At 46.4% G+C, this 20,426-nt stretch carries 20 protein-coding genes and 1 riboswitch; of the genes, 12 read left to right on the top strand and 8 right to left on the bottom strand.

The features are described 5' to 3' along the window. Positions 1-162 precede the first annotated feature (162 nt). Positions 163-984: a pyrroline-5-carboxylate reductase gene (gene proC / locus M3N64_RS08925; protein WP_249101320.1), complete on the bottom strand. Its 822-nt coding sequence runs from the start codon at positions 982-984 to the stop codon at positions 163-165. A gap of 170 nt (positions 985-1,154) precedes the next feature. After that, positions 1,155-2,447: an O-antigen ligase family protein gene (locus M3N64_RS08920; RefSeq protein WP_249101318.1), complete on the bottom strand. Its 1,293-nt coding sequence runs from the start codon at positions 2,445-2,447 to the stop codon at positions 1,155-1,157. A gap of 174 nt (positions 2,448-2,621) precedes the next feature. Here M3N64_RS08920 and M3N64_RS08915 point away from each other — a divergent pair, with 174 nt between their 5' ends. The 5 genes from M3N64_RS08915 to M3N64_RS08895 all read left to right on the top strand — a co-directional run bounded on the left by M3N64_RS08915 (position 2,622) and on the right by M3N64_RS08895 (position 7,712). Further along, positions 2,622-3,608 (top strand): Gfo/Idh/MocA family protein, encoded by a 987-nt coding sequence (locus M3N64_RS08915; RefSeq protein ID WP_249101315.1) that lies wholly within the window; start codon positions 2,622-2,624, stop codon positions 3,606-3,608. Positions 3,609-3,930: 322 nt separating this feature from the next. After that, positions 3,931-5,490, top strand: a complete 1,560-nt coding sequence (locus M3N64_RS08910; RefSeq protein WP_249101313.1) for an FAD-dependent oxidoreductase — start codon at positions 3,931-3,933, stop codon at positions 5,488-5,490. Between the two features lie 24 nt (positions 5,491-5,514). Then, positions 5,515-5,892: a DnaJ family domain-containing protein gene (locus tag M3N64_RS08905; protein ID WP_249101310.1), complete on the top strand. Its 378-nt coding sequence runs from the start codon at positions 5,515-5,517 to the stop codon at positions 5,890-5,892. 374 nt (positions 5,893-6,266) lie between these two features. Then, positions 6,267-6,632 carry an MmcQ/YjbR family DNA-binding protein gene (locus M3N64_RS08900; protein ID WP_249101307.1) on the top strand — a complete coding sequence of 122 codons (366 nt, stop codon included), beginning with the start codon at positions 6,267-6,269 and terminating at the stop codon, positions 6,630-6,632. Positions 6,633-6,713: 81 nt separating this feature from the next. Continuing rightward, positions 6,714-6,800: riboswitch (cyclic di-GMP riboswitch) on the top strand. Between the two features lie 36 nt (positions 6,801-6,836). Further along, the gene (locus M3N64_RS08895; RefSeq protein WP_249101303.1) at positions 6,837-7,712 is read left to right on the top strand and encodes a CAP domain-containing protein; all 876 of its coding nucleotides are present in this window, start codon (positions 6,837-6,839) and stop codon (positions 7,710-7,712) included. 122 nt (positions 7,713-7,834) lie between these two features. Here M3N64_RS08895 and M3N64_RS08890 read toward each other — a convergent pair whose 3' ends face one another. Next, complete coding sequence (locus M3N64_RS08890) at positions 7,835-8,602, bottom strand: MerR family transcriptional regulator (RefSeq protein ID WP_249101301.1); 768 nt, start codon at positions 8,600-8,602, stop codon at positions 7,835-7,837. Positions 8,603-8,821: 219 nt separating this feature from the next. Between M3N64_RS08890 and M3N64_RS08885 the strand changes: the two genes are divergently transcribed. The 3 genes from M3N64_RS08885 to M3N64_RS08875 all read left to right on the top strand — a co-directional run bounded on the left by M3N64_RS08885 (position 8,822) and on the right by M3N64_RS08875 (position 11,238). Then, on the top strand, positions 8,822-9,727 hold the full coding sequence (locus M3N64_RS08885; protein WP_249101299.1) for a permease: 906 nt from the start codon (positions 8,822-8,824) through the stop codon (positions 9,725-9,727). Between the two features lie 12 nt (positions 9,728-9,739). Then, a complete protein-coding gene (locus tag M3N64_RS08880; protein WP_249101296.1) occupies positions 9,740-10,600 on the top strand; it encodes a TIGR03943 family putative permease subunit in 861 nt (286 codons plus the stop codon). 128 nt (positions 10,601-10,728) lie between these two features. Beyond that, complete coding sequence (locus M3N64_RS08875) at positions 10,729-11,238, top strand: type 1 glutamine amidotransferase domain-containing protein (RefSeq protein ID WP_249101293.1); 510 nt, start codon at positions 10,729-10,731, stop codon at positions 11,236-11,238. A 128-nt stretch (positions 11,239-11,366) separates the two neighbouring features. Here M3N64_RS08875 and M3N64_RS08870 read toward each other — a convergent pair whose 3' ends face one another. Continuing rightward, positions 11,367-12,173, bottom strand: a complete 807-nt coding sequence (locus tag M3N64_RS08870; protein WP_249101290.1) for an arginase family protein — start codon at positions 12,171-12,173, stop codon at positions 11,367-11,369. A gap of 338 nt (positions 12,174-12,511) precedes the next feature. On the opposite strand from M3N64_RS08870, the gene M3N64_RS08865 reads away from it, so the two are divergent. Both M3N64_RS08865 and M3N64_RS08860 read left to right on the top strand, forming a co-directional pair. After that, positions 12,512-13,036, top strand: a complete 525-nt coding sequence (locus M3N64_RS08865; RefSeq protein ID WP_249101287.1) for an isochorismatase family protein — start codon at positions 12,512-12,514, stop codon at positions 13,034-13,036. Between the two features lie 724 nt (positions 13,037-13,760). After that, the gene (locus M3N64_RS08860) at positions 13,761-14,051 is read left to right on the top strand and encodes a DUF5316 domain-containing protein (RefSeq protein ID WP_249101285.1); all 291 of its coding nucleotides are present in this window, start codon (positions 13,761-13,763) and stop codon (positions 14,049-14,051) included. Between the two features lie 38 nt (positions 14,052-14,089). Here M3N64_RS08860 and M3N64_RS08855 read toward each other — a convergent pair whose 3' ends face one another. The 4 genes from M3N64_RS08855 to M3N64_RS08840 all read right to left on the bottom strand — a co-directional run bounded on the left by M3N64_RS08855 (position 14,090) and on the right by M3N64_RS08840 (position 19,007). Next, positions 14,090-14,953 carry a S66 family peptidase gene (locus tag M3N64_RS08855; RefSeq protein ID WP_249101282.1) on the bottom strand — a complete coding sequence of 288 codons (864 nt, stop codon included), beginning with the start codon at positions 14,951-14,953 and terminating at the stop codon, positions 14,090-14,092. A gap of 22 nt (positions 14,954-14,975) precedes the next feature. After that, entirely contained in the window at positions 14,976-16,349 is a 1,374-nt protein-coding gene (locus M3N64_RS08850) for an RsmB/NOP family class I SAM-dependent RNA methyltransferase (protein ID WP_249101410.1), read from the bottom strand. 37 nt (positions 16,350-16,386) lie between these two features. Further along, a complete protein-coding gene (gene ade / locus M3N64_RS08845; RefSeq protein ID WP_249101279.1) occupies positions 16,387-18,123 on the bottom strand; it encodes an adenine deaminase in 1,737 nt (578 codons plus the stop codon). A 206-nt stretch (positions 18,124-18,329) separates the two neighbouring features. Next, complete coding sequence (locus tag M3N64_RS08840; RefSeq protein ID WP_249101276.1) at positions 18,330-19,007, bottom strand: VIT1/CCC1 transporter family protein; 678 nt, start codon at positions 19,005-19,007, stop codon at positions 18,330-18,332. A 275-nt stretch (positions 19,008-19,282) separates the two neighbouring features. Here M3N64_RS08840 and M3N64_RS08835 point away from each other — a divergent pair, with 275 nt between their 5' ends. Together M3N64_RS08835 and M3N64_RS08830 are read left to right on the top strand one after the other, a co-directional pair. Further along, a complete protein-coding gene (locus M3N64_RS08835; protein ID WP_249101272.1) occupies positions 19,283-19,753 on the top strand; it encodes a low molecular weight protein-tyrosine-phosphatase in 471 nt (156 codons plus the stop codon). A 119-nt stretch (positions 19,754-19,872) separates the two neighbouring features. Further along, the gene (locus M3N64_RS08830) at positions 19,873-20,421 is read left to right on the top strand and encodes a hypothetical protein (RefSeq protein WP_249101270.1); all 549 of its coding nucleotides are present in this window, start codon (positions 19,873-19,875) and stop codon (positions 20,419-20,421) included. Positions 20,422-20,426: the final 5 nt, after the last annotated feature.

Below are 20,426 nucleotides of genomic sequence, written 5' to 3'. Positions count from 1 at the left end.
AAATCAAGATCAACATCTTAACTTAAGGTTAACTGCAACAGAAGGTGTGTTAAAACTTACTCCATTATCATAGCACCGTTCGGCTGACGTTCAATAATTCTTGTCATATAATCTTACATAGTTTTTGTCTTTGGTGTACTCCATGTTGCAAACCATCACATATCAGTTTTTGAAAGGTGCGCTCATTTCCCTGGCCCGAACGATTGCATGATGCACACAATCAATTGCGGCCTGTCGCACAGAGCGTTGATCAAGTACATCGATGCCTGCCTGAGTGGTTCCCCCCGGCGTCGCGACCGCCTTGAGTAAATCGGCAGCCGCTTTTTCAGATTGATTTAAAAGAGAGGCGGCGCCAAGTATGGTCTGTTTGACAAGCTGTGCTGAATCCTCTGCTGAAATGCCTTCACGAATGCCGGCCTCCTGCATGGCCTCCGCCAGATAATAAAGATAAGCAGGTCCGCTTCCCGCAAGCCCGGCAATGATGTCGATGTCGCTTTCTTTTGCGACATTGACGGTTCCGACGGTTTGAAATAATTGTTCCGCCAGACGAAGCTGTGCCTCGGAAACAAATGAGCCGGCAGCAATTCCTGTCGCTGACATCCCTATTGATGCGGAAGTATTCGGCATGGCACGTACAACAGGAAGTGCTATGCCGGAAGCAGATTGGATAAATGCGGTTGGAACACCAACCATCAATGAAATAACCAGTTGATGTGAATTCAGATAGGGTTTCATTTCCTCTATCGCGGTCAGCGTGTCTGCCGGGCGAAAAGCGAGAATAATCAGATCCGCATGCTTCAGCGCGAGGCTTTTATTTTGTGTCGTATGCACATGAAATTTTTTCTCGAGTTCTGAAAGCCGCTCTTTATTTGAGTGATTGTTCATCCAAATATGATCAGACTGAATAAATTGTTTGTCAAGGAAGCCCTGTACTAACGATTCTGCAAGTTCGCCTGAACCGATGAACGCTAATTTTTCAACCAATATATGTCGCATCCTTTCAAATAAAAGGCTCCTTTTTCAAGGCGCCTTTTTGAAGATCATCGTTATCTTATCACTTTTTTCATACAATAAGAAAGAAAAAACCGCATGAGAATTTGTGTGGATAACACAAACCTGCCTGTCCTGAAAGATGTGACATGGCGAATTTTTCTTTACCTGCCGGGGAAATTCTTGGATTGCTGCAGAATGACAGGCTCATTCCGCTGTTTCTGATGAAATCGTGACTTCTGTTCAAGGAGCTGCCGCATTGACCGATGCAAATGGGTGAAATGATTCATACGCACCGTATAGCGGGTCCAATATGAAAGCAGCACGAGCACCATGATCATCACTTGCGGTGAGGATAACGTAAAATCCATAATTCCGTAAAGAATGATCGTCGGCAATGAAAAAAGGAAGAGGTTCGACAGGTAATTTGTCCGTGCACTGATTCGCTGCGCTTTAAAAAGATGAACCGTGCTGACAGCAATGACTGCGATGAAGAACCCCCCGCAAAAAATGCCTGATGATGAAAGGATCGAAAGAAACAGGTCATGAGCATGCGGGATCGCTTCACCGTTCATTGCCAGATAATCTCTGCCAAAGCCGAACGTTGTCGTTCCGAAGAAAGGATTTTCCTGAAAGATCTTTAAGCTGTTTCCCCAGATCTCAAGGCGTTTTGCCATTGATGCTTCCGTATCGCTTGAGCGCGGCATCCATTGATACAGAATCGGTGCGCTGGCCATGGTAAACAGGGCAACCGGAATAAACAGCTTGATACTCAATTTGTAAAAGAACAGAAGATGAATCAGAATCAAAATCGCAAATCCCGCTCTGGATCCGGTTTGATAAATACCAAAGTCAAGAACAGGGAAAATAAGCAGTGACAGCACAATCAGCTGCTTATTTTTCTTTTGTATTGCCTGAAGCAGTTCCACAGACAGGAAAGCTGCTGCAAGAATAAGCAGGTAGCATGCATAATTTGGATTAAATGCTGATCCGAACAGGCGCGGCATACCGCGATAACCAAAAAGAAAATGACCGGTCATAAAAGAAACCGCTTTTCCAAAAAGATTGTCATACGGAATAAAATTCAATACTCTTTCTGAAAGGACAATGTAGACACCGCCGAAAATTGAAATCCATGCAAATTGTCTGATCTGAAGATACTCAGGATGTCGCAGCCAAAAAAGATAAATTCCCAGATAGCCCGCCAGAATCAGTGTGGAGAACAAGTCTGTTATTTGCCAGGTAACCAGAACAGATCCGATTGAAGCCATAGCCATTAAAGCAAGCAGAATACTGATCAGATCAGTAGGCAGGCTATTTCTTTTCGCATACTGATTGCGTAATTCCTGGGCGGCAAAATAAACAAACCATGCCATTCCGACGGGAGGAAGCACATAGAGCAAAACAAATCCCGCAAGAAATGGATTTTGTTTAACTTTATTAAGTGCGTACATCATAAATTTCGTCCTCCGAAATGTGTTTTCGTTTTCTCTGCAACATTACTTATACTTTATTACGGACTGCTGCATTAAGTTTGTGGGGAAATTTATATACTTGTGGGATTGGAAATGTAAGGGCTATCAATTAATGGATGAATTGATATAATTAAGTTAAAAAACTGGAGGCATACGATGAAACTTGCAACCATCGGTACAAGCAGCATTACTCAGCAGTTTGTAAAGGCGATTAAGAAAACAGGGCGCTTTGATTATATCGGCGCTTATTCACGTTCAGAAGAGAAGGCAAAACAATTTTCGCAGCAGTACGGCGGTTCACTATGGTTTTCTTCGCTGGACGAGCTGGCAACGAGCAAAGAGGTTGACGTTGTTTACTGTGCATCGCCGAACAGCCTGCATTTTCAGCAGGTGGTCCGCTTACTCCGCGGCGGCAAGCATGTGATCTGTGAAAAACCGATTTTCGCTAATCTGAAAGAATTTGATGAAGCAGTATCGATCGCGGATGAGTATCATGTCTATTTATTTGAAGCGATCCGAAATATTCAGACACCGGTTTTTAAAAAACTGCAGCAGGCGCTCCCAAAAGCGGGGCAGATTCGTTCGGCTGTTCTGCAGCTCATCCAATACTCGTCACGTTATGATAAGTTTCTAAGCGGTGAGTTCACGAATATTTTTTCGCTCCAGTTTGCAGCAGGCGCATTGCAGGATATTGGCGTTTACCCCGCGTATGTCGCCGTTGCTTTATTCGGAGAACCGGAGCAGGCGGTTTATTATCCGGTTAAATTAGCGAATGGTATTGACGGAAGTGGCACACTCGTCTTAACTTATCCCGCGTTTGTCTGCACGGTGCTCTGCTCAAAAATTGCACATTCCGACGCGCCGTCTGAGATTCACGGAGAAAAAGGAACGTTCCGAATCAATAATGCATCGGATATAAAGCGTCTTGAATGGATTGACGCTCATGAAAAAGAAGTGCATCTGCTAGCCGAACAGGAAGTAGCAGACGACAAAGTTTATGAAATCGCTCATTTTGCTGATATTATTGAGCAGGAGAACCAAAAAGAATACCTGCGTCTTCGCGCGCTGAGCCGCAGTGTCGTGAAAACCATGAGTTCAGCAAGAGTAGAGAGTGGTATCCTTTTTCCAAATGATAAATTCTGAATGTCTGATGCCGGACTCAAGATCAGCACAGTTCAGGATTAAATGATCCAGTAACAGAAAATGTGAAAACAGGTCCGTCTTGCTTATGCCAGGCTCGGATCTTTTTTTCATATTATATAGCTTTTTAAGTGCGCTTGCGGCAAACGGGCAAAGAACAAAGCGAATAAGCGACATCCAGAATTGACTGCTGCTGAAGGCATCCGTATCCTGTGGAGGCATGAAACAGGGCTGTTCCATGAAGCATAATTATCTGTTGTACCGGGCACACTGTATTTTAATGAAAGAGGATCACGTTCATCAATGCGAAGGGAAAGAGCACCTCATGAGTCAACAGAAGCATGTCACTTCTGAAAATACGACCTCGTTATGGCGAAATACGCTTCATCTGCCAACATTCAGCCCGCTGAATGAAAATCAGACAACCGATACACTCGTGGTTGGCGCGGGCATAACCGGAATTACGGCGGCCTATCTGCTGGCAAAGAACGGTGTACCCGTAACACTGATCGATGCGGCTTCAATTGCAAGCGGGACCACCGGTGATACAACAGCAAAAATAACCGCTCAGCACGGACTGATCTATGATCATTTAATCCACACGGTTGGCGTGGAAAGGGCGGCTCTCTATTATCAGGCCAATAAAGAGGCTGTTCACTGGATCGGCGATCATGTGAAGAAACACGATCTGCACTGTGATTATGAGATTCGTCCCGCGATTGTCTATGCAACGACGGACCAAGAGGCAAAAGAGATCGAAAAGGAGAAAGCAGCCTACGACCGGTTAGGCATACTTGGCACGCTCTCCGATGATCCGGGTATGCCGTTTGCGGTTAAAAGTGCACTTGTTATGCCCGGTCAGGCACAATTTCATCCTTTGATGTATCTTCATGAGCTCATTGCTGATCTGGTGAAAATGAATGTGCCAATCTATGAACAGACGCTGGCGGAAACCATTCGGGATCCAGCGTCCGCGCCGCTCGTCATGACCAGACAAGGGTTCAGCATTCGTTGCCGGCATGTGCTGATCTGCTCTCATTTTCCGTTTCACGACAATCGTTTTTACTTCTCAAGAATGTTTCCGGAACGTTCTTATTTAATCGCCTATGCATTTAACGGAACTGCTCCGGAGGGCATGTATATCAGCGCGGGCGATCCGAAACGTTCTGTTCGCAGCCTGAAACTCAATCATGAACAGTATTTACTGATCGGCGGAGAAAATCATAAAACCGGCCGTGGTGAATCGATGGAGCGGCATTACCAGCGGCTGGCGGAATTTGCGCGTGAACAGTTCGGAACAAGTAAAATCATTGCGCGCTGGTCGGCGCAGGACTATACAACACTTGATAAGATTCCCTATATCGGAAGACTGGCGAAGAACAACTCGAACATTCTCGTTGCAGTGGGATTTCGCAAGTGGGGCATGAGCACTGGAACACTTGCTGCTCACTTACTTGCTGATACAGTGCTTGAGCATGAAAATCCGTATACCGATCTTTTCAGCCCGTCCCGTTTTGAACCGTCCCCCATGCTGGCAAGCTTTCTGATGGAAAATATGAAAACAGCAGGGCATCTGGTCCAAGGCAAATTAAGCAAACCACAGCCGCTTGAAGACCAAATGCTGTCCAATGGATGCGGGATGATCGCTTCTTTGCACGGGCGCAAAGTTGGCGCATATCGAGACGAGACCGGCAAACTGACTGTCGTTGATGCGACTTGCCCGCATATGGGCTGTGAAGTAAACTGGAATCAAGGTGAACGTACATGGGATTGCCCTTGCCACGGCTCACGCTTTCATGCCGATGGGAAGGTGATCGACGGTCCGGCAAAAGATCCGCTGTCCCTCATTTTTTCAGAATCTGACCATTCGAATGACAAAACATAACCATTTAAACAAGAGGTGGCCTTCATGGGCATTATCGAAATCATGGCAGAAGAAAAAATTAAGGAAGGGCTGAAATCTGGCGCTTTTGATCATCTTCCAGGAAAGGGGAAGCCCCTCGTTCTCGAAGATCTGTCTTCGGTGCCGAAAGAGCTCCGAGCTGGCTATAAAATGCTGAAAAATGCGGGAATGCTCCCTGAAGAACTTCAGCTGAGAAAAGACATGGTCACTTTGAGTGATTTGATCAAATGCTGCAATGATGATCAGGAACGCACGGCGCTGAACAGGCAGCTGCGCTATAAACGGCTGAAGATCAATCAGCTGGTCGAGAAACGGTCGATTACGCGCACAGCCGCATTCCAGAGTTATCGCTCACGTATTTTCAGCCGCTTACGTTTTTTTTAACACATAGACTTTAGAGATGTACAGGTGGATCAGGCCTTTGTCAGAAGCCTCGCGCTATATCAAGGCAAGCGAGCAACCGCATCGATGACGCACCCTGAAAGGTACAGATCGTTAAATCGTGGTTGGAGATTAAGAACAGGCCTGGTTTCCTGAAATTTTATGATTCGCCAAGCTGCCAAAGGGGCTCTGTCTTCATGGATGGAGGTTCTTTTTTCATTTTGTTGATACTGCGCTTCATTCGCCCCATTGTCACGGGTTTTCAAATGTGTGAGAATCAGGCCTAAGATAAGAGTATTGGCTCATCTTAAGAATACGTCGAAGCGCACCGATATGAACAGTAGAACGAAATTTCAAAGAGCTCGGAGGGAGCTGTCATGAAAACGGGCTGGATCGATGCTTATTGTCTCGCCAAAAAAGGTGCCGAGCAGGATTACAAGGAAGAATGGCAGGCTACACGGTACATGATTCGCGGCAAAATGTTTGCGATGCGTGGTGGCGACAAAAATAACCTTCCCATCATTACGGTCAAGCTTCCGCCGGAACTGGGTGCGCGGCTGCGAGAAGAATATCCTGCGATTGTTCCGGGTTACTACATGAACAAAACGCATTGGAATTCTCTGTACCTGGACAGTGATGTTCCTGAATCGGTTTTAAAGGGAATGCTGGATCGAAGTTATCAGCTTGTCCTGAAGGCATTCAGCAGGCACGTTCAGCAGGAAATTTCATGCGAGAACGACTGATTTTCATTGAGTCCGGATTTTTAAAGACGGACAGGCCAGCTGCCCCCGTTAAATAAATCCAATAGCTTAGAAACAAATCTTTTTTCAAAATGGCAAAACTGCTGAAAAGCAGTGACGCAAAGCCACAGGTCTAAGGCGACTATTCGCTACGACAGCTGGGCCGCCGTGTTTGATGATCAAACGTAAATGAAGGGAGATTTTTTTATGATGCGCCTTGTTCCGTGTGCTTTGGCAGGACTGCTCGTAATGCTGCTGTCTCTGTCGGCTGCGACAGCTTCTGATGCGGATCGGCTCAAAGCAGCTGCCCCGAAAACGAGTGAATCTCAGAAAATCGTTCAGCAAGATTCAAAGATGACGAGCCGGAAGAAAGAGAAGAACAAGCAGGATGCTACGGAAACAATCAAAAAGAAAAATACGGATAGCAACACAGTAAAGGCCCCGCAAAGAAGCGCTGTAAACGTGAAAAAATCAGTTGAAACGAAAAACACGTCAAACGGGCCTGACAAATCGAATGGATCTGCTGAATCCAAAGAAGCAGTGAAACAAACAGCCGCAAAAGAAACGGAAACCAAGAACACGAAAGCAGCCATAAAAAAACCATCCGAGAAGAAATCTGTTACCACTAAAAAAAGCATCCCTTCAAAGTCACCAGCTCCGCAGCCGGATGCTGCCGGACAATATAATGCATCTGTTGAACAGCAGATTGTCGGTCTGGTAAATAATGTCCGCACAGAGAACGGACTTCAGCCGCTGCGGGTGAAATCAGAGCTCCAGAATTTCGCGCGCCAGTGGAGCAGGCAACAGTTCAAAAACGGTGCGATGAGCCATGGTATGGTGAACTTCTCCAGAAATACGGTCGCGGGACAAAATGTTGCGTATGCAAAAGGTGATGTCGATTACTACGGATGGAATCAGATCTGGAGCGCGCAGGCGACAATGGATGGCTGGATGCGTTCACCGGCACACCGGGCAAATATTCTAAAACCGCAATACACATATATTGGTGTCGGAGTTGTCTACGGAGAGAAGAACGGCGGATCAGACGGCTGGGTATTTTTTACTCAGGATTTCTCTGATTAATCTTTGCTTAAGAAAAGTTGGCTTCGTCAAATCTCCGGTGAAGGCACACAATTTCTATACTTGCTTGTTTGAGCAAAAAGGGATTGACTGTGCGTGACAGCCAATCCCTTTTGGATACATATTCATTTTGACGTATAAATGCGCACCGCATCACGGAGCATCTTTGCCGCGCCTTCAGCGACGTGATCTTCATAGTAATGCGTGAACCGTGAGTCGTCCACATACATTTGCGCGAGACCTGCATGCGCTTCTTTTGTATACGTCCCCTCAGGCCAAAAATAAAAGAGCCATTGACGGTGTAAATCGGCCGCTTTCTGCGCCGGCTCGCTTGCAGGATCATTTAATTTAAGCGCCTGTTTCAGATTCTGAATCAGTTCGTTTTGTATGGCAACCGTCGCTTCATAGTCTTCTTTGCTCATCTGTGCAAATTGATCATTCGACTGATTGACGATATGATCGCCGTACTTCTCGTGAATTTCCTTTCCATATTGCTTTTCATTTTGGTCAAGCATTTGTTTTTTAAATCCTTCAAACTTCTCCTGGTCGCTCATAATCAGCTCTCCTTTTTGAGCAGCGAGCGCTTTTTCCACTGTCGCGATCAGCAGATCCAAACGCTTTTGTTCTGCAATTAATTTTTGGTGCTGTTCAGTCAGGGCGCCGATCAGGCTGAATGAGGGCACGTGAAGCATTTTGCTGATCTCTTTTAAACTGAATCTCAGCTCACGGTAAAAGAGAATCTGCTGAAGCAGGTCCACCTGTTTTGGCCCATACATTCGATAACCTGATTCGTTTATAAATTCCGGCTTCAGCAATCCGATTTTGTCATAATAGCGCAGGGTGCGCGCGCTGACCCCGGCAAGTCGACTCATCTGCGTGACGGTATAATTCATGGAACCCCTCCTGACTTTTTCAGCATACACCTTAACGTTACGTCATGCTCAAGCTCTTTTTAGCAGAAATATTCCTGATAAAACGTATAAATTAAAACATATTTTTGTCACCAGGCAAAAGCGGTGGTAGACTAAAAGACGTTTTTATTGTACTGGTTCAGATAGGGCATCTAAGTTTTCGCCAGCCGGGCGAAGGATGTTTTGATCGGAGTGATAAGATTGTTCAGCCATTCATTTCTGCAATTAAATACAATTTTTATCAGTATTATTATTGAAGCGGTTCCATTTATCATTATCGGTGTTTTTATTTCCGCATTGATTCAGATGTTTGTCACAGATGCGATGCTGGCACGCGTGATTCCGAAAAACCGCTTTGGTTCGGTTGTTTTTGGGACATGCATGGGTTCCCTTTTTCCCGCCTGTGAATGCGGCATTGTGCCGATTACTGAGCGCCTGGTAAAGAAAAAAGTGCCGCTTCATGCTGCCATTGCCTTTATGCTGGCAGGACCGATTATTAATCCGGTCGTGCTCTTTGCAACTTATATTGCCTTTGGGAGCAGCTGGCAGATGGTCTTTTATCGTGCCGGGCTCGCCTTCGGAGTATCCATTGCGGTTGGTTTGCTTGTCTCTTTCCTTTTTCCGGAAAATCAGCTGCGGGAATATGCCGAAAAGAAGGTGGCGCATATACATCACCATCACGACGATGGCGACAGCATAGAATCGCTGACCTTTAAGGACAAATTTAAAGGAACCATGGACCATGCGATCGACGAATTTTTTTCCGTCGGCAAATACCTTGTGTTCGGCGCATTTATCGCGGCGGCGATGCAGACATTTATTAAACAAAGTGTGCTGCTCTCACTTGCCAATACGCCGGTCACCGCCATTCTTGTGATGATGGGGCTTGCCTTTATCATGTCGCTTTGTTCTGAAGCGGACGCCTTTGTCGCCTCTTCGTTCCGAAGCACATTTCCGCCGGGCCCGCTGAGCGCATTTCTTGTGTTCGGCGCGATGGTCGATATCAAAAATCTGATCATGATGCTGTCAACCTTTAGAAAAAAATTTGTGGCCGGACTGATTACTTTAATCTTTGTCTGCGTTTTTGCCGGCGCACTGCTCATTTAAGGAGTGACACAAATGCTTCGTTTTCTTATTTTATTTGGATTCGCCTATCTGTTTCTTCATTTGCATCTGACCGGTGATATCAGTAAATATATCAACATGCGCTATGGCTATCTGTCTTTCTCAATGATTTTCATCATTGGAATCATGGCTGTCTATCAGCTGGTGAAATGGAACATGGAAGGCATCAGGAAGGACAGTCATGCGCATGCGGATCAGGAGAAAAGGCTCTTTGGCCATGATCACAGTCATGAGAACGATACGTGGTGGAAAAGAACGGTTACTTATGGTCTCGTGATTTTTCCGCTCGTTACCGGACTTTTTCTCCCGATCGCGACACTGGACTCAACCATTGTCCGGGCAAAAGGTTTTCACTTTGCGGAAATTGACAACGATAAGGATCAATATGCGAACCACCAGATTCTGAAACCGGATACGAGCCAGTATTACGAAAGCAGCACGTATAAACGAATGCTGAAATCCGATATGGAAAAATACAGTAAACCGGGTCAGCTTTATCTGAACGACGATAATTATCTCCGCGCACTTGAAGCGATTTACAATTATCCCGGCAATTTCACAAACAAGCACGTATCAATGATGGGTTTTGTTTATCATGGCGATGCACTGGAGAAAAATCAGCTTTTCCTGTTTCGTTTCGGCATCATTCACTGTATTGCCGACGCGGGTGTCTTCGGTATGATGGTCCAGTTTCCTGAATCAATTGATTACAAAGATGACACATGGCTTCGTGTCGAAGGGAAGCTGACGGAAACGTACTATCAGCCTTTTAAACAGACAATCCCGGTACTTAAGGTAACAAAATGGCACTCCGTTGCCAAGCCAAAATCTCCGTACGCCTACCGGAAGTACTGATGCATAAGCAAATCATTTGAATAGGCACTGAAGAGTTATCTATAATAACAGTTGTGGACTTAACTTGTCTGGCCAGATTTCAAAGAACCGGACAGGCAACAGTCATAATAATAGCGAGGAGGATTTATATGGCTAAGAAAATTGCCGCTGTACTTGCTAATGATTTTGAAGATGTTGAATTTACCGAACCTGCGAAAGCGTATAAAGAAGCAGGTCACACAGTTACCGTTATCGGAAAAACAAAAGGTGCGGTCATTAAAGGAAAACACGGTACTGAAGTGACAGCCGACGCGTCTATTGATGAAGTAAAACCGGGCGATTTCGATGCATTGCTGATTGCCGGTGGCTATTCACCGGATAATCTGCGTGACGATGATCGCTTTGTTGCGTTTACAAAGGCATTCATGGATGATGATAAAGGCGTGTTTGCCATTTGCCATGGTCCTCAGCTGCTGATTACGGCAGAAGCCATCAAAGATCGCAATATTACCGGCTACAAATCCATAGCTGTAGATCTTAAAAATGCTGGAGCAAAGTACAAAGATGAAGAGGTCGTTGTCTGCCACAATCTTGTAACAAGCCGGACTCCCGATGATATTCCTGCGTTTAACCGGGAGAGCCTGAAAGTCCTGGCTTAAGTTTCATTCGTGAACGGTGCCACGTTAAAAAAGCTGCTGTCCCTCTTATTTCAGGGAGTGTACAGCAGCTTTTTATAATTTAATGTTCAAAAATACGGATCGATGGCCTGGGTTCTGACTCATAGGTTTTAAATAGCGTTTCGCGATTGGATGGAAGGCATCGCCACCTGTTTTTTGGCCTTCAGGAACGTTCGGGTAATGGCTAGATTGCTTTGTTCATTTCTCTGAATCCAAACACGTGTCTGAGCATCAAAATGCTCGTACGGACGTATTGGCCACTCTCCGCATACGTCAAGACCTTCCACCCGTCTGTCGCGAATCAGAGCTCGAATGAAAGTCAGCAATTTCTTTATAGGCATGGTGCCCTGATGCCAATTGGTTTTTGCGTCATGTGACGATAAGAGATCCTTGTCGATGCTTATATATATTGTGTCTGTCGGGATACTGGCAAGCAATTGCTGCGGCGTTGTAAGTCCGTGTTCGGAAAGAACGGTCACGCGCTGACGCTCCGTATATGCATCCATTTGCCAGGCAGGCGGTTCAGGACCGATAATCATTGTTTTCCTCAGATGTTTCAGTTCTTTGAGAGCATGACGGACCCACGAGCCGCAAGACAGCATATGACCAATGCTTCCCTTTTGAAGATCAGTATGGTGATCGAAAAGAATCAGAGAAAAGGGGCGGCGAATGTTCAGCAACAGAGCAAGCGTGGCATAATGATAGTTTCCGCTGCCCAGAAAAGTAAGCCCGCTCTCCGGCAGAGTGTTTAATTGATTGCGGATGTGCGCAAATGCTTCAGGCGAGCAATATAAATTGGTGCCGCAAACGCTGCTGAAATCGAGCCAGTGATGGGGCGATGCCGCAAGCAGACGCGGTTGCATGGTGTATGTTCCATCAAAATTACAGAATGTGATTTCATGATGCAACAAAGTCATGTAGGAACACTCCTTTCCTGAATCGTTAAATCACAGAAAATAAACCGTTTTCAAACTTATTTTATACCAATCCATAAAAAAATGAAACGTGACACTAAGCACAGATTCATAGAAACGCAGAATAAGCAGTGAATTCTGTGATGCAACTGCGGAAAAGTTCCACCGAACACCGCAGAACTTCCACCTAAAGGAATGACCGGTAAATCATGCTGAAATGGTCGGTAAATCGCGCTCAAACGACGACAGTGTTGCGGTCAATGATCCATTGCATCACCCGGTTTTTCTTAATTGATTTTGGGCAATTGAAGGTCTATTCTGATAAAAAAGGGGAGAAATTGATGCGTGCTTTGCTCGTTATTGATGTACAGCAGGGATTCGTCGATTCTGGCGATTACCGTGCGATGGTTGGCCGAATCAAACAGTTAATTAATGAATATCAGAAAAAACAGGAGCCGATTTTTTTTATCCAGCATAAAACGGACAATCCGAAGAGCCGGATTCGGACAGGAACGCCAGGCGCGGGCATTTGCAGACAGCTGGCTCCATATGTTTCAGAATTGATAGAGAAATCGCTGCCAAGCGCTTTTTATCAGACAAAGTTAAATGATAAATTGAAAACAGCCGGTGTTCATGAGGTCGTGCTTTGCGGATTTAATGCTGAGTACTGTATCTTGTTTAATTCGGTTGCCGCTTTTGAACATGGCTATAAGGTGCAGGTGATTGAGGATGCCTGCGGCAGTGTCAATACAGGTGCAACCTATGGCATGAACGATCTCGATATTCCTGATTTCATTTGTACCGTGCTCGATAATTCCGGTGAGATTTCAGTGAATGATCTTGAAACTTACCTGAAAAGAGGATGACATCCATATTTACTTTTCAATGAGTGCGACTGAATCCCTCGCAGAGCCAGCAGGGAGGATACTTCGCTTTAACCTCCATGACCCGCTTGAGGGGCGCCGGACACCTGCGGAGGTTTCTGTTGATGCGGGACCCCGCGAAAATTTGCCTGCCCGCGGAGGCTTCCGGATCGCCCGCGGCAAGCGAGCAGCTTGGGGCTCCGATGCCAACAAAATAAATCAAAGACGCTGGCAGGAAACAGTGAAAGCACGCGATGACCGGTAAATCGCGCTCAAACGACGACAGTGTTGCGATCAATGATCCAATGCATCACTCGGTTTTTCTAATAAGACTGAAACCAAAAAAACTTTGACAAATAGAGGGAATGTCTTTTCTTTTTTTTACATTTGTTTTATGATGACAAATACAGGTCTTAAGACCTGTATGAAAAAATGCTTTTTCCTGTATTCAGGAATAAGCGGCTCTTTTTATTTTCTCACAGCCGTTTACCTCGCATGGGCAAACGGCTGCTTTTTGGATGCATGAAATGATATATGTTAAAATATAATTGCGTTGTTTTTTGCGCAAATCGCACGTTTGTGGAAAATGAGCAAAAAATCAACCGCATCGCTTCGAGTGCCTGCTTCTGATCAGAAAAAAAATCCTTATTCAAGCTTTCAAAAGACAGAAAATTCATTTCTTTCAAAATGCCCATATTTAAATCGACCAAACCAGGAGGTGACGCAAGTGAAGTTTTTCCTGACAGGACTCATTATAGCGCTTGTTCTTCTGTTGCTTGGCATCCTGACACCTTTTCATAAACTCCTTTTGACAATCACATTTGCACTTGCTGTAGTCTGCCTGCTGCTTGCGGGTGTTCTTTCCAATGTATTCGTCAGCGGAGATCGAATGCGTGCTAATCTTGCCTCCGAAAGCCGGGAGGATACGAAAAAAAGAATGGGTCTGGGCGGCCGCCTGTTTCTTTTTGGCATCTCACAGCTTGGGGCAAGCGTTTTACTGTTTGTGATTTATCCGTAAACAGGCTGCCTGCAGTTTACCAAAGTTTTTTTGCTCCGTCACATGCCAAGTGTTAGAGGGTGCCCAATCGCAAGACAACGGGCGTCTTCGCCATGGCCGAGCTGTTCTGTTTTGGCAACCGGCAGCGCATGGCGTTCGGTAATCTCAAGTACCAGGTCCTCAATGATGGGTCGATCGTTATTCGCCTGCATCTCAGTAAACGTGCCAAGCAGTACGCCGGCACACTTATCAAACACAGACAGCTGCTCCAGCTGTGCAAGCAGTGAAGCCATACGGGCTGCCTTTCCACCCAATGCTTCAAGAAACAGGATTTTATCCTTTGGATCGGGGAAGTAACGTGTGCCTGCAAGTTTTAAAAAACAGCGAATATTACCACCGATTACGGTACCGGCCATTTTCCTGCCACGCAGCCAGTGAAGTGTGAATGGCTCAGTCTGACGACTGTCCATGAAAAATGAGTTAAATAACTCGGCTTGCTCTTCTGAAAATGAACCGGCAAGATTTTTAATTCGATAATGATAAGCGGGCAGACTCGTACGCGCGTAGATCGCATTATTGATCACTGAAAGATCACTGATTCCAATGAAGGGCACTGCGCGGTCGCGAATCATGTCAAAATCAAGATAAGGCAGAATCTGGTTGGCGCTGTCCCCGCCGGATACATCAAAAATCGCTTTTACTTTCGGGTGACTGACGAGACGCATGAATTCGGACGCACGTTCCTGGGGCGTTCCGCTGAACGGTGATTGCGCATTTCGAAAAATGTTTTTTGCTTCAACGGTTGTCAGTCCCAGCGTACTGAGTTTTTCTTTAAGTTTTTTTAATGTAGGTGTTTCTTTTTGGCGAAGTCCGTCGGAGCATGAGATCAGACCGACCGTATCACCTTTTTTTAAGATCGGCATCGGAATCTTCCTCCCTTTATCATTAATTCAGGCCACGCCGGCGCAGACCCTTTGGATAGAAATTTTTCAGAATGCCGCCTGCGGCTTTGCCCCATCCAAGCGGAAATCCATCGATTGTGACTACGGTCCATCCCTTCGGCATATTCTCCGCGGTCAGTGTTTCACCGTGGAGGTAACGTTTCCATTCGTTGTCGGAAGAGCGCAGCGGATAAACATTCTGAAATGCTTCGGCAGGGAGCGCAAGCGCCAGTGCGTGATTCGGTTCAAAACGCTTCTTCTTCATCTCGCCTAAATGAAGACCCGAACGGGCAACCTTTAATCCGTTTAAGTCGGGACATGCATTCGGATACATAAAGAGCTGACTGCCGATAAGCCGGAAGATGCCTGTCAGCCTTTTTTTTAACGCCTGGCCTTCGAAGGTGCGGTAATCTTTTAAATCGTTCTCTTTGATTGAGCGGGCTGCTGTTTGTTTTCGCTGCGGTGCTTGGCCATGTTTGCACAGTTTTGCAGTAAAATGTCCCTCTCCGTGCAGCTGATGCGGCCAGAGGCGGGCTGTTTCTGCCAGCGCCGGGTTTTCGGTGTTCGTCCATTCAGGCCGGCCGCTGGAAGCTCCCGAAGATTTGTCAATAGGAAGCAGCTCAAGATCGTGATGCTTTTCAAGGAAGGCTTCGATGATCTGCTCATTTTCTTCAGGAGAGAACGTACAGGTCGAATAGACGAGCGTGCCCCCACTGCGCAGCATATGATAGGCGTGTTCCAGAATCTGTGCCTGCAAATGTGCACATTCGGCGACGTGTCCCGGGCTCCAGTAATGCATCGCTTCCGGGTCTTTTCGGAACATTCCTTCCCCCGAACAGGGGGCATCAACGAGAATTCTGTCAAAATAGCCCGGGAAATAATTGGCAAGCCGTTCCGGACGTTCATTGGTAACCACTGTATTGGTAATGCCCATGCGCTCAATATTTTCAGAAAGTATTTTTGCCCGTGCCGGATAAGGCTCATTGGCAACCAGTAACCCGGTGTTGTTCATCTTGGCGGCAAGCTGTGTTGACTTTCCGCCCGGTGCCGCACACAGATCAAGCACGCGCTCGCCGGGTTTTGGTGCCAGCACTTCCGCGACAAACATCGCGGTCGGTTCCTGTATGTAGTAAAGCCCGGCCTGGTGGAAGGGATGTTTGCCGGGCATGTCATTTTTCTGATAGTAAAAACCTGCGGGGCAGAATGGAACCTGCTCCATGTGAAAAGGTGCCAGAGCCTTTAGTTTCTCTGCATCCGTTTTTAACGAATTGATGCGTAGCCCAAGTGCACGCTGATCATTGTACGTTTCAAAAAAATCATGTGCCTCTTCGCCCATGAGCGCGATCATTTTTTCTGTAAATGCTTCAGGCAGATCGATCAAGAAAAAAATCCTCCTTAACAAAGCTGTATCACGTTCAATCGACAGATACGTGGATATGACGGAATGTACGTACATCAAACAAACCGGTATCCGTCAGCTTTAAGTCCGGAATGACGGGGAGACTTAAAAAGGACAGAGTGAGAAACGGATTGAATGCATTGGAAATGCCCAGCAGAGAAGCGGCTGCACGTAATTTTTTCAATGCCTCAGCTACTTCATTTGCGGGCATGTCAGTCATTAATCCGGCAACCGGGAGCGCAAGTTCGGCCATTATTTTCCCTTTATTGGCCACAACCATGCCGCCGCCGATTTCTTTTAAATAGTGAGCTGCCGTGATGATGTCGGTATCACAGCTGCCGGCGGCGACCAGATTATGTGAATCGTGGGCGATGGTCGTAGCGATTGCGCCCGAAGTCATGCCAAATCCCTTGACGATTCCAAGGCCGATCATGCCAAGTCCCCGATGGCGCTCGATAACTGCGAGCTTTAGATAATCATGACCTTCAGTATAGACAAAAGCATTGTTCTTTGCAGGCACTTTCTCGATTCGGTCGTGCGTAACCAGACTGTTAGGAATGATCTCGATGACGTGTGCCAGATGGGAAGCCTTTAAAGGAATGCTCAACTGCGCAGGGTCAAGAGTCGGCAGGATCAGCGGATGTTCTGCTGCTTTGACTGATGAGCCGGTATGTTTTTTTAATGTGCAGCCGTTTTCAGCAATCAGCTTTCCGTGCGCGTATACCTGAGCAATGGAAAAATGTTCGAGATCGCTTAGAAGGAGCAGGTTTGCTTCATATCCGGGAGCAACGGCACCTTTTTCATGAAAACCGTAGCATTCTGCAGCGTTGAGCGATGCAATCCGAATACAGTCAATCGGATCCAGTCCGGCGGCTATAGCCATTCGTACATTATGATCAACGCTGCCTTCCTGAATCAGATCGTCGGGATACTTGTCATCCGTACAGAAGAGGAAGCGGCGGCTGTTCCTCGTGTTAACGAGCGGGATCAGCTGCGGCAAATCTTTGGCGACTGTCCCCTGGCGAATCATGACATAGAGTCCGCGTGAGAGCCGGTCCTGAGCCTCTTTAATCGTGACGCATTCATGATCGGTTCGTATTCCGGCCGCTTTATAAACATTCACGCCGCGCGCGTCGAGACCGGCCGCATGTCCGTCAATGCGCCAGCTGTGCTTTTGCGTCATGACGAGCTTATCAGTCATTTTGGATTCCGCGTTCAGTACGGCAGGAAAATCCATAACTTCCGCAAGTCCGATGACATTGGGTTCCTGAAACAGCGGTTCCAGATCCGCAGCATCCAGCACGGCACCGTTATGTTCGAATGAGGTTGCCGGAACCGAAGAGGGAAGCATGACATATAAGTCAATGCTGCTCTCTTTTGCACGGTCCAGCATAAACTTTATGCCGCTCGTGCCGAGTACATTTGCGATTTCATGTGGATCGGTAATGGCGGCAGTCACTCCGTGAGCGGCAAGCACATCGGAAAAAGCGCCCGGGGTCAGCAGTGAAGATTCGATGTGCACATGCGCATCAATCAATGCGGGACTGATGTATTTCCCCCGCGCGTCGATCACTTCTTTGCCGTCGTAGCTGCCGATACCAACGATCATGCCGTCCGTAACGGCGACATCGCCAGATAAACATTCACCGCTGAATACATCAATAATTTTTCCATTTTTGAATACCAGATCTGCCGGTTCCTTTTTTGCGGCACTGTTGATCCGCCTGATCAGATGGTTTTTATTTATTGCCAATGCTTTTAACTTCCCTTCATCTCTTGTACGCCTCGGCTTATATATAGACCATTATAACTAAAAAAGTGCTGCTGTTAATCTTAACTGTCGATTTATCGGTTCCTTTTTCAGCATTTTTCGGCAGTACGATGAGAACACACGGTTTCAGCACATCGATGGATGGCAAGCTTTATGAAGCACAACAGATTCCTTAATATTAAAACGGATTACATGAACCGGCCCACAGTAAAGGTTATAGCCATTGTCAAGGCACCAACGAATATATTTCTGCAAATGGCAGGCCATTTTGGCGCGCCGCCTAAACAGGCACTGATGAATCCAGTCATGCCGAGTGCAATCAGAACCGCAATGGCTGTAAAGGGGACACGAATGGGCATAGGTGCGAGCAAAATAGACAGCAGGGGCAGTATCGCACCAAGTGCAAACGAACCCATTGAGGAAAAGGCCGCATGCCATGGATTGACATATTTATCGGGCCTGACCCCAAGTTCTGCACTGGTATGGGCACCAAGTGCATCTTTATTCATTAACGCGACAGCGACTTTTTGCGACAAGTCTTCTGAAAGTCCATTTTTCATATAAATATGAGCCAATTCATGGATCTCGCCTTCGTAATCCTCTTTGAGTCTGATCTTTTCTGCTTCAACAACCGCTTTTTCTGTATCTTTCTGTGTACTGACCGACACATATTCTCCGCCACCCATTGACAGGGCACCAGCGACAAGTCCGGCTAATCCGGAAATGAGCAAGGTTGCGGTGTGTGATGTTGCTCCGGCAACGCCGATAACAATGCCAGCAATTGAGACAATGCCGTCATTTGCACCGAGAACACCGGCGCGCAGTACATTTAGCTTCTGGCCTAAATCATTATCTTCATGTTTCATATTAATGCACGCTCCAAAATGAAAATTTAAAATGTTAAATGAGAATAAAAATCATCTTCATAACCCCTGAAACGAGTCATGCTGCCATCCGAATGGATGACAGCATCATTAAAAAATTAAAATAATTATTATTCTCTGCCCTCATTGTACACGTAATTAAATCGTCTGTCTATGCTTCGGGCGATGCAGCTTTATTGCTTAAGATAACGCATCGTTTTTGTTGTTTTCGAATATTCTTGTTATGATAAAGAGAGAAACACTTCAAGGGAGCGATCATGATGCGTGTGCTGTTTGTCTGTCTCGGTAATATCTGCCGTTCACCGATGGCTGAAGCTGTCTTGCGGCATAAAATCGAAAGAGCGGATCTGACGAGTCAGATCGAAGTCGATTCGGCCGGTACAGGCAACTGGCATGTCGGTGATGCGCCGCATCGAGGCACGCGGCAGGTACTGGCCGCTGCGGGCATTTCATTTCAGGGGATTAAGGCAAGGCAAATCGCCCCTGATGATTTTGACACTTTCGATCGGATCTATGCGATGGATCATCAGAATGAGCGCGAGCTGCTTCGTCTTGCCGGGATGAATAAAGCGAAGATTGAGCGCTTTATGACACTGCTTCACGATAAGCCGCAGCGCGATGTTCCCGATCCTTATTATACCGGTCGATTTGACGAAGTTTATGAAATGATTGATCAAGGCACGGACCAGCTTATAAGAGAGCTTTCCGCCGTTATCCGGAAAATGTAAATAAGCCACAATTTAGCAGATGACTCCTCAGCAAAGCGCCTCATATTCCAAAGTAATCCTGCGCACACTACATGTGTAATCCGTAAAGGGTTACAGCACTGCGAGGGGGGCAGAATCTGATGAGTGTTTATGGCAAAAGCCAGATGGGCAAATTTATGCTGATCGGCGGAGTGGTTGGCTGCGGTTTGTCTCTGATGAGCCGGGAGACACGATCGGTCTGGGGCCACCGTCTGTCGACTTCAGCAAATAATTGTGCTCAGGCGGTTCGTACGGTTTATCAGCATCCAAATCAAGTCGGTAATTATTTGAAAGTGACGGGGACACGTGTAAAAGGGCTTGCACGCGAAATTTCAAGCGACTTTCAGGAAATGGTTGACCGTGTCGAGAAAGCCGGATCGAGTACGAACGACACCTATCAGTATGTGATGGAAATTGGAAATGAGATTGCCGAGATGGCTGGTAAAATCAAGCGATCCGGACAGAACATGGCCAATTTTCAGGAACCCATGCTGATTGATACAGAACAGGACGCGCTGCAGCGGCTTGAAAATGAGACATCGGTCCCGAATCCGGGAACAATGCCAAATCTGAATGATAAAAAACCGGTTCAGCATCATGAGCCGAAGCATAAGAACGGAACGAACAAACATTCAACGCAGCACGCTTAAAAAGG

The sequence above is a fragment of the Sporolactobacillus mangiferae genome, assembly GCF_023336505.1.
Lineage (GTDB): Bacteria > Bacillota > Bacilli > Bacillales > Sporolactobacillaceae > Sporolactobacillus > Sporolactobacillus mangiferae.
This window is presented reverse-complemented; position numbering and strand designations above follow the sequence as displayed.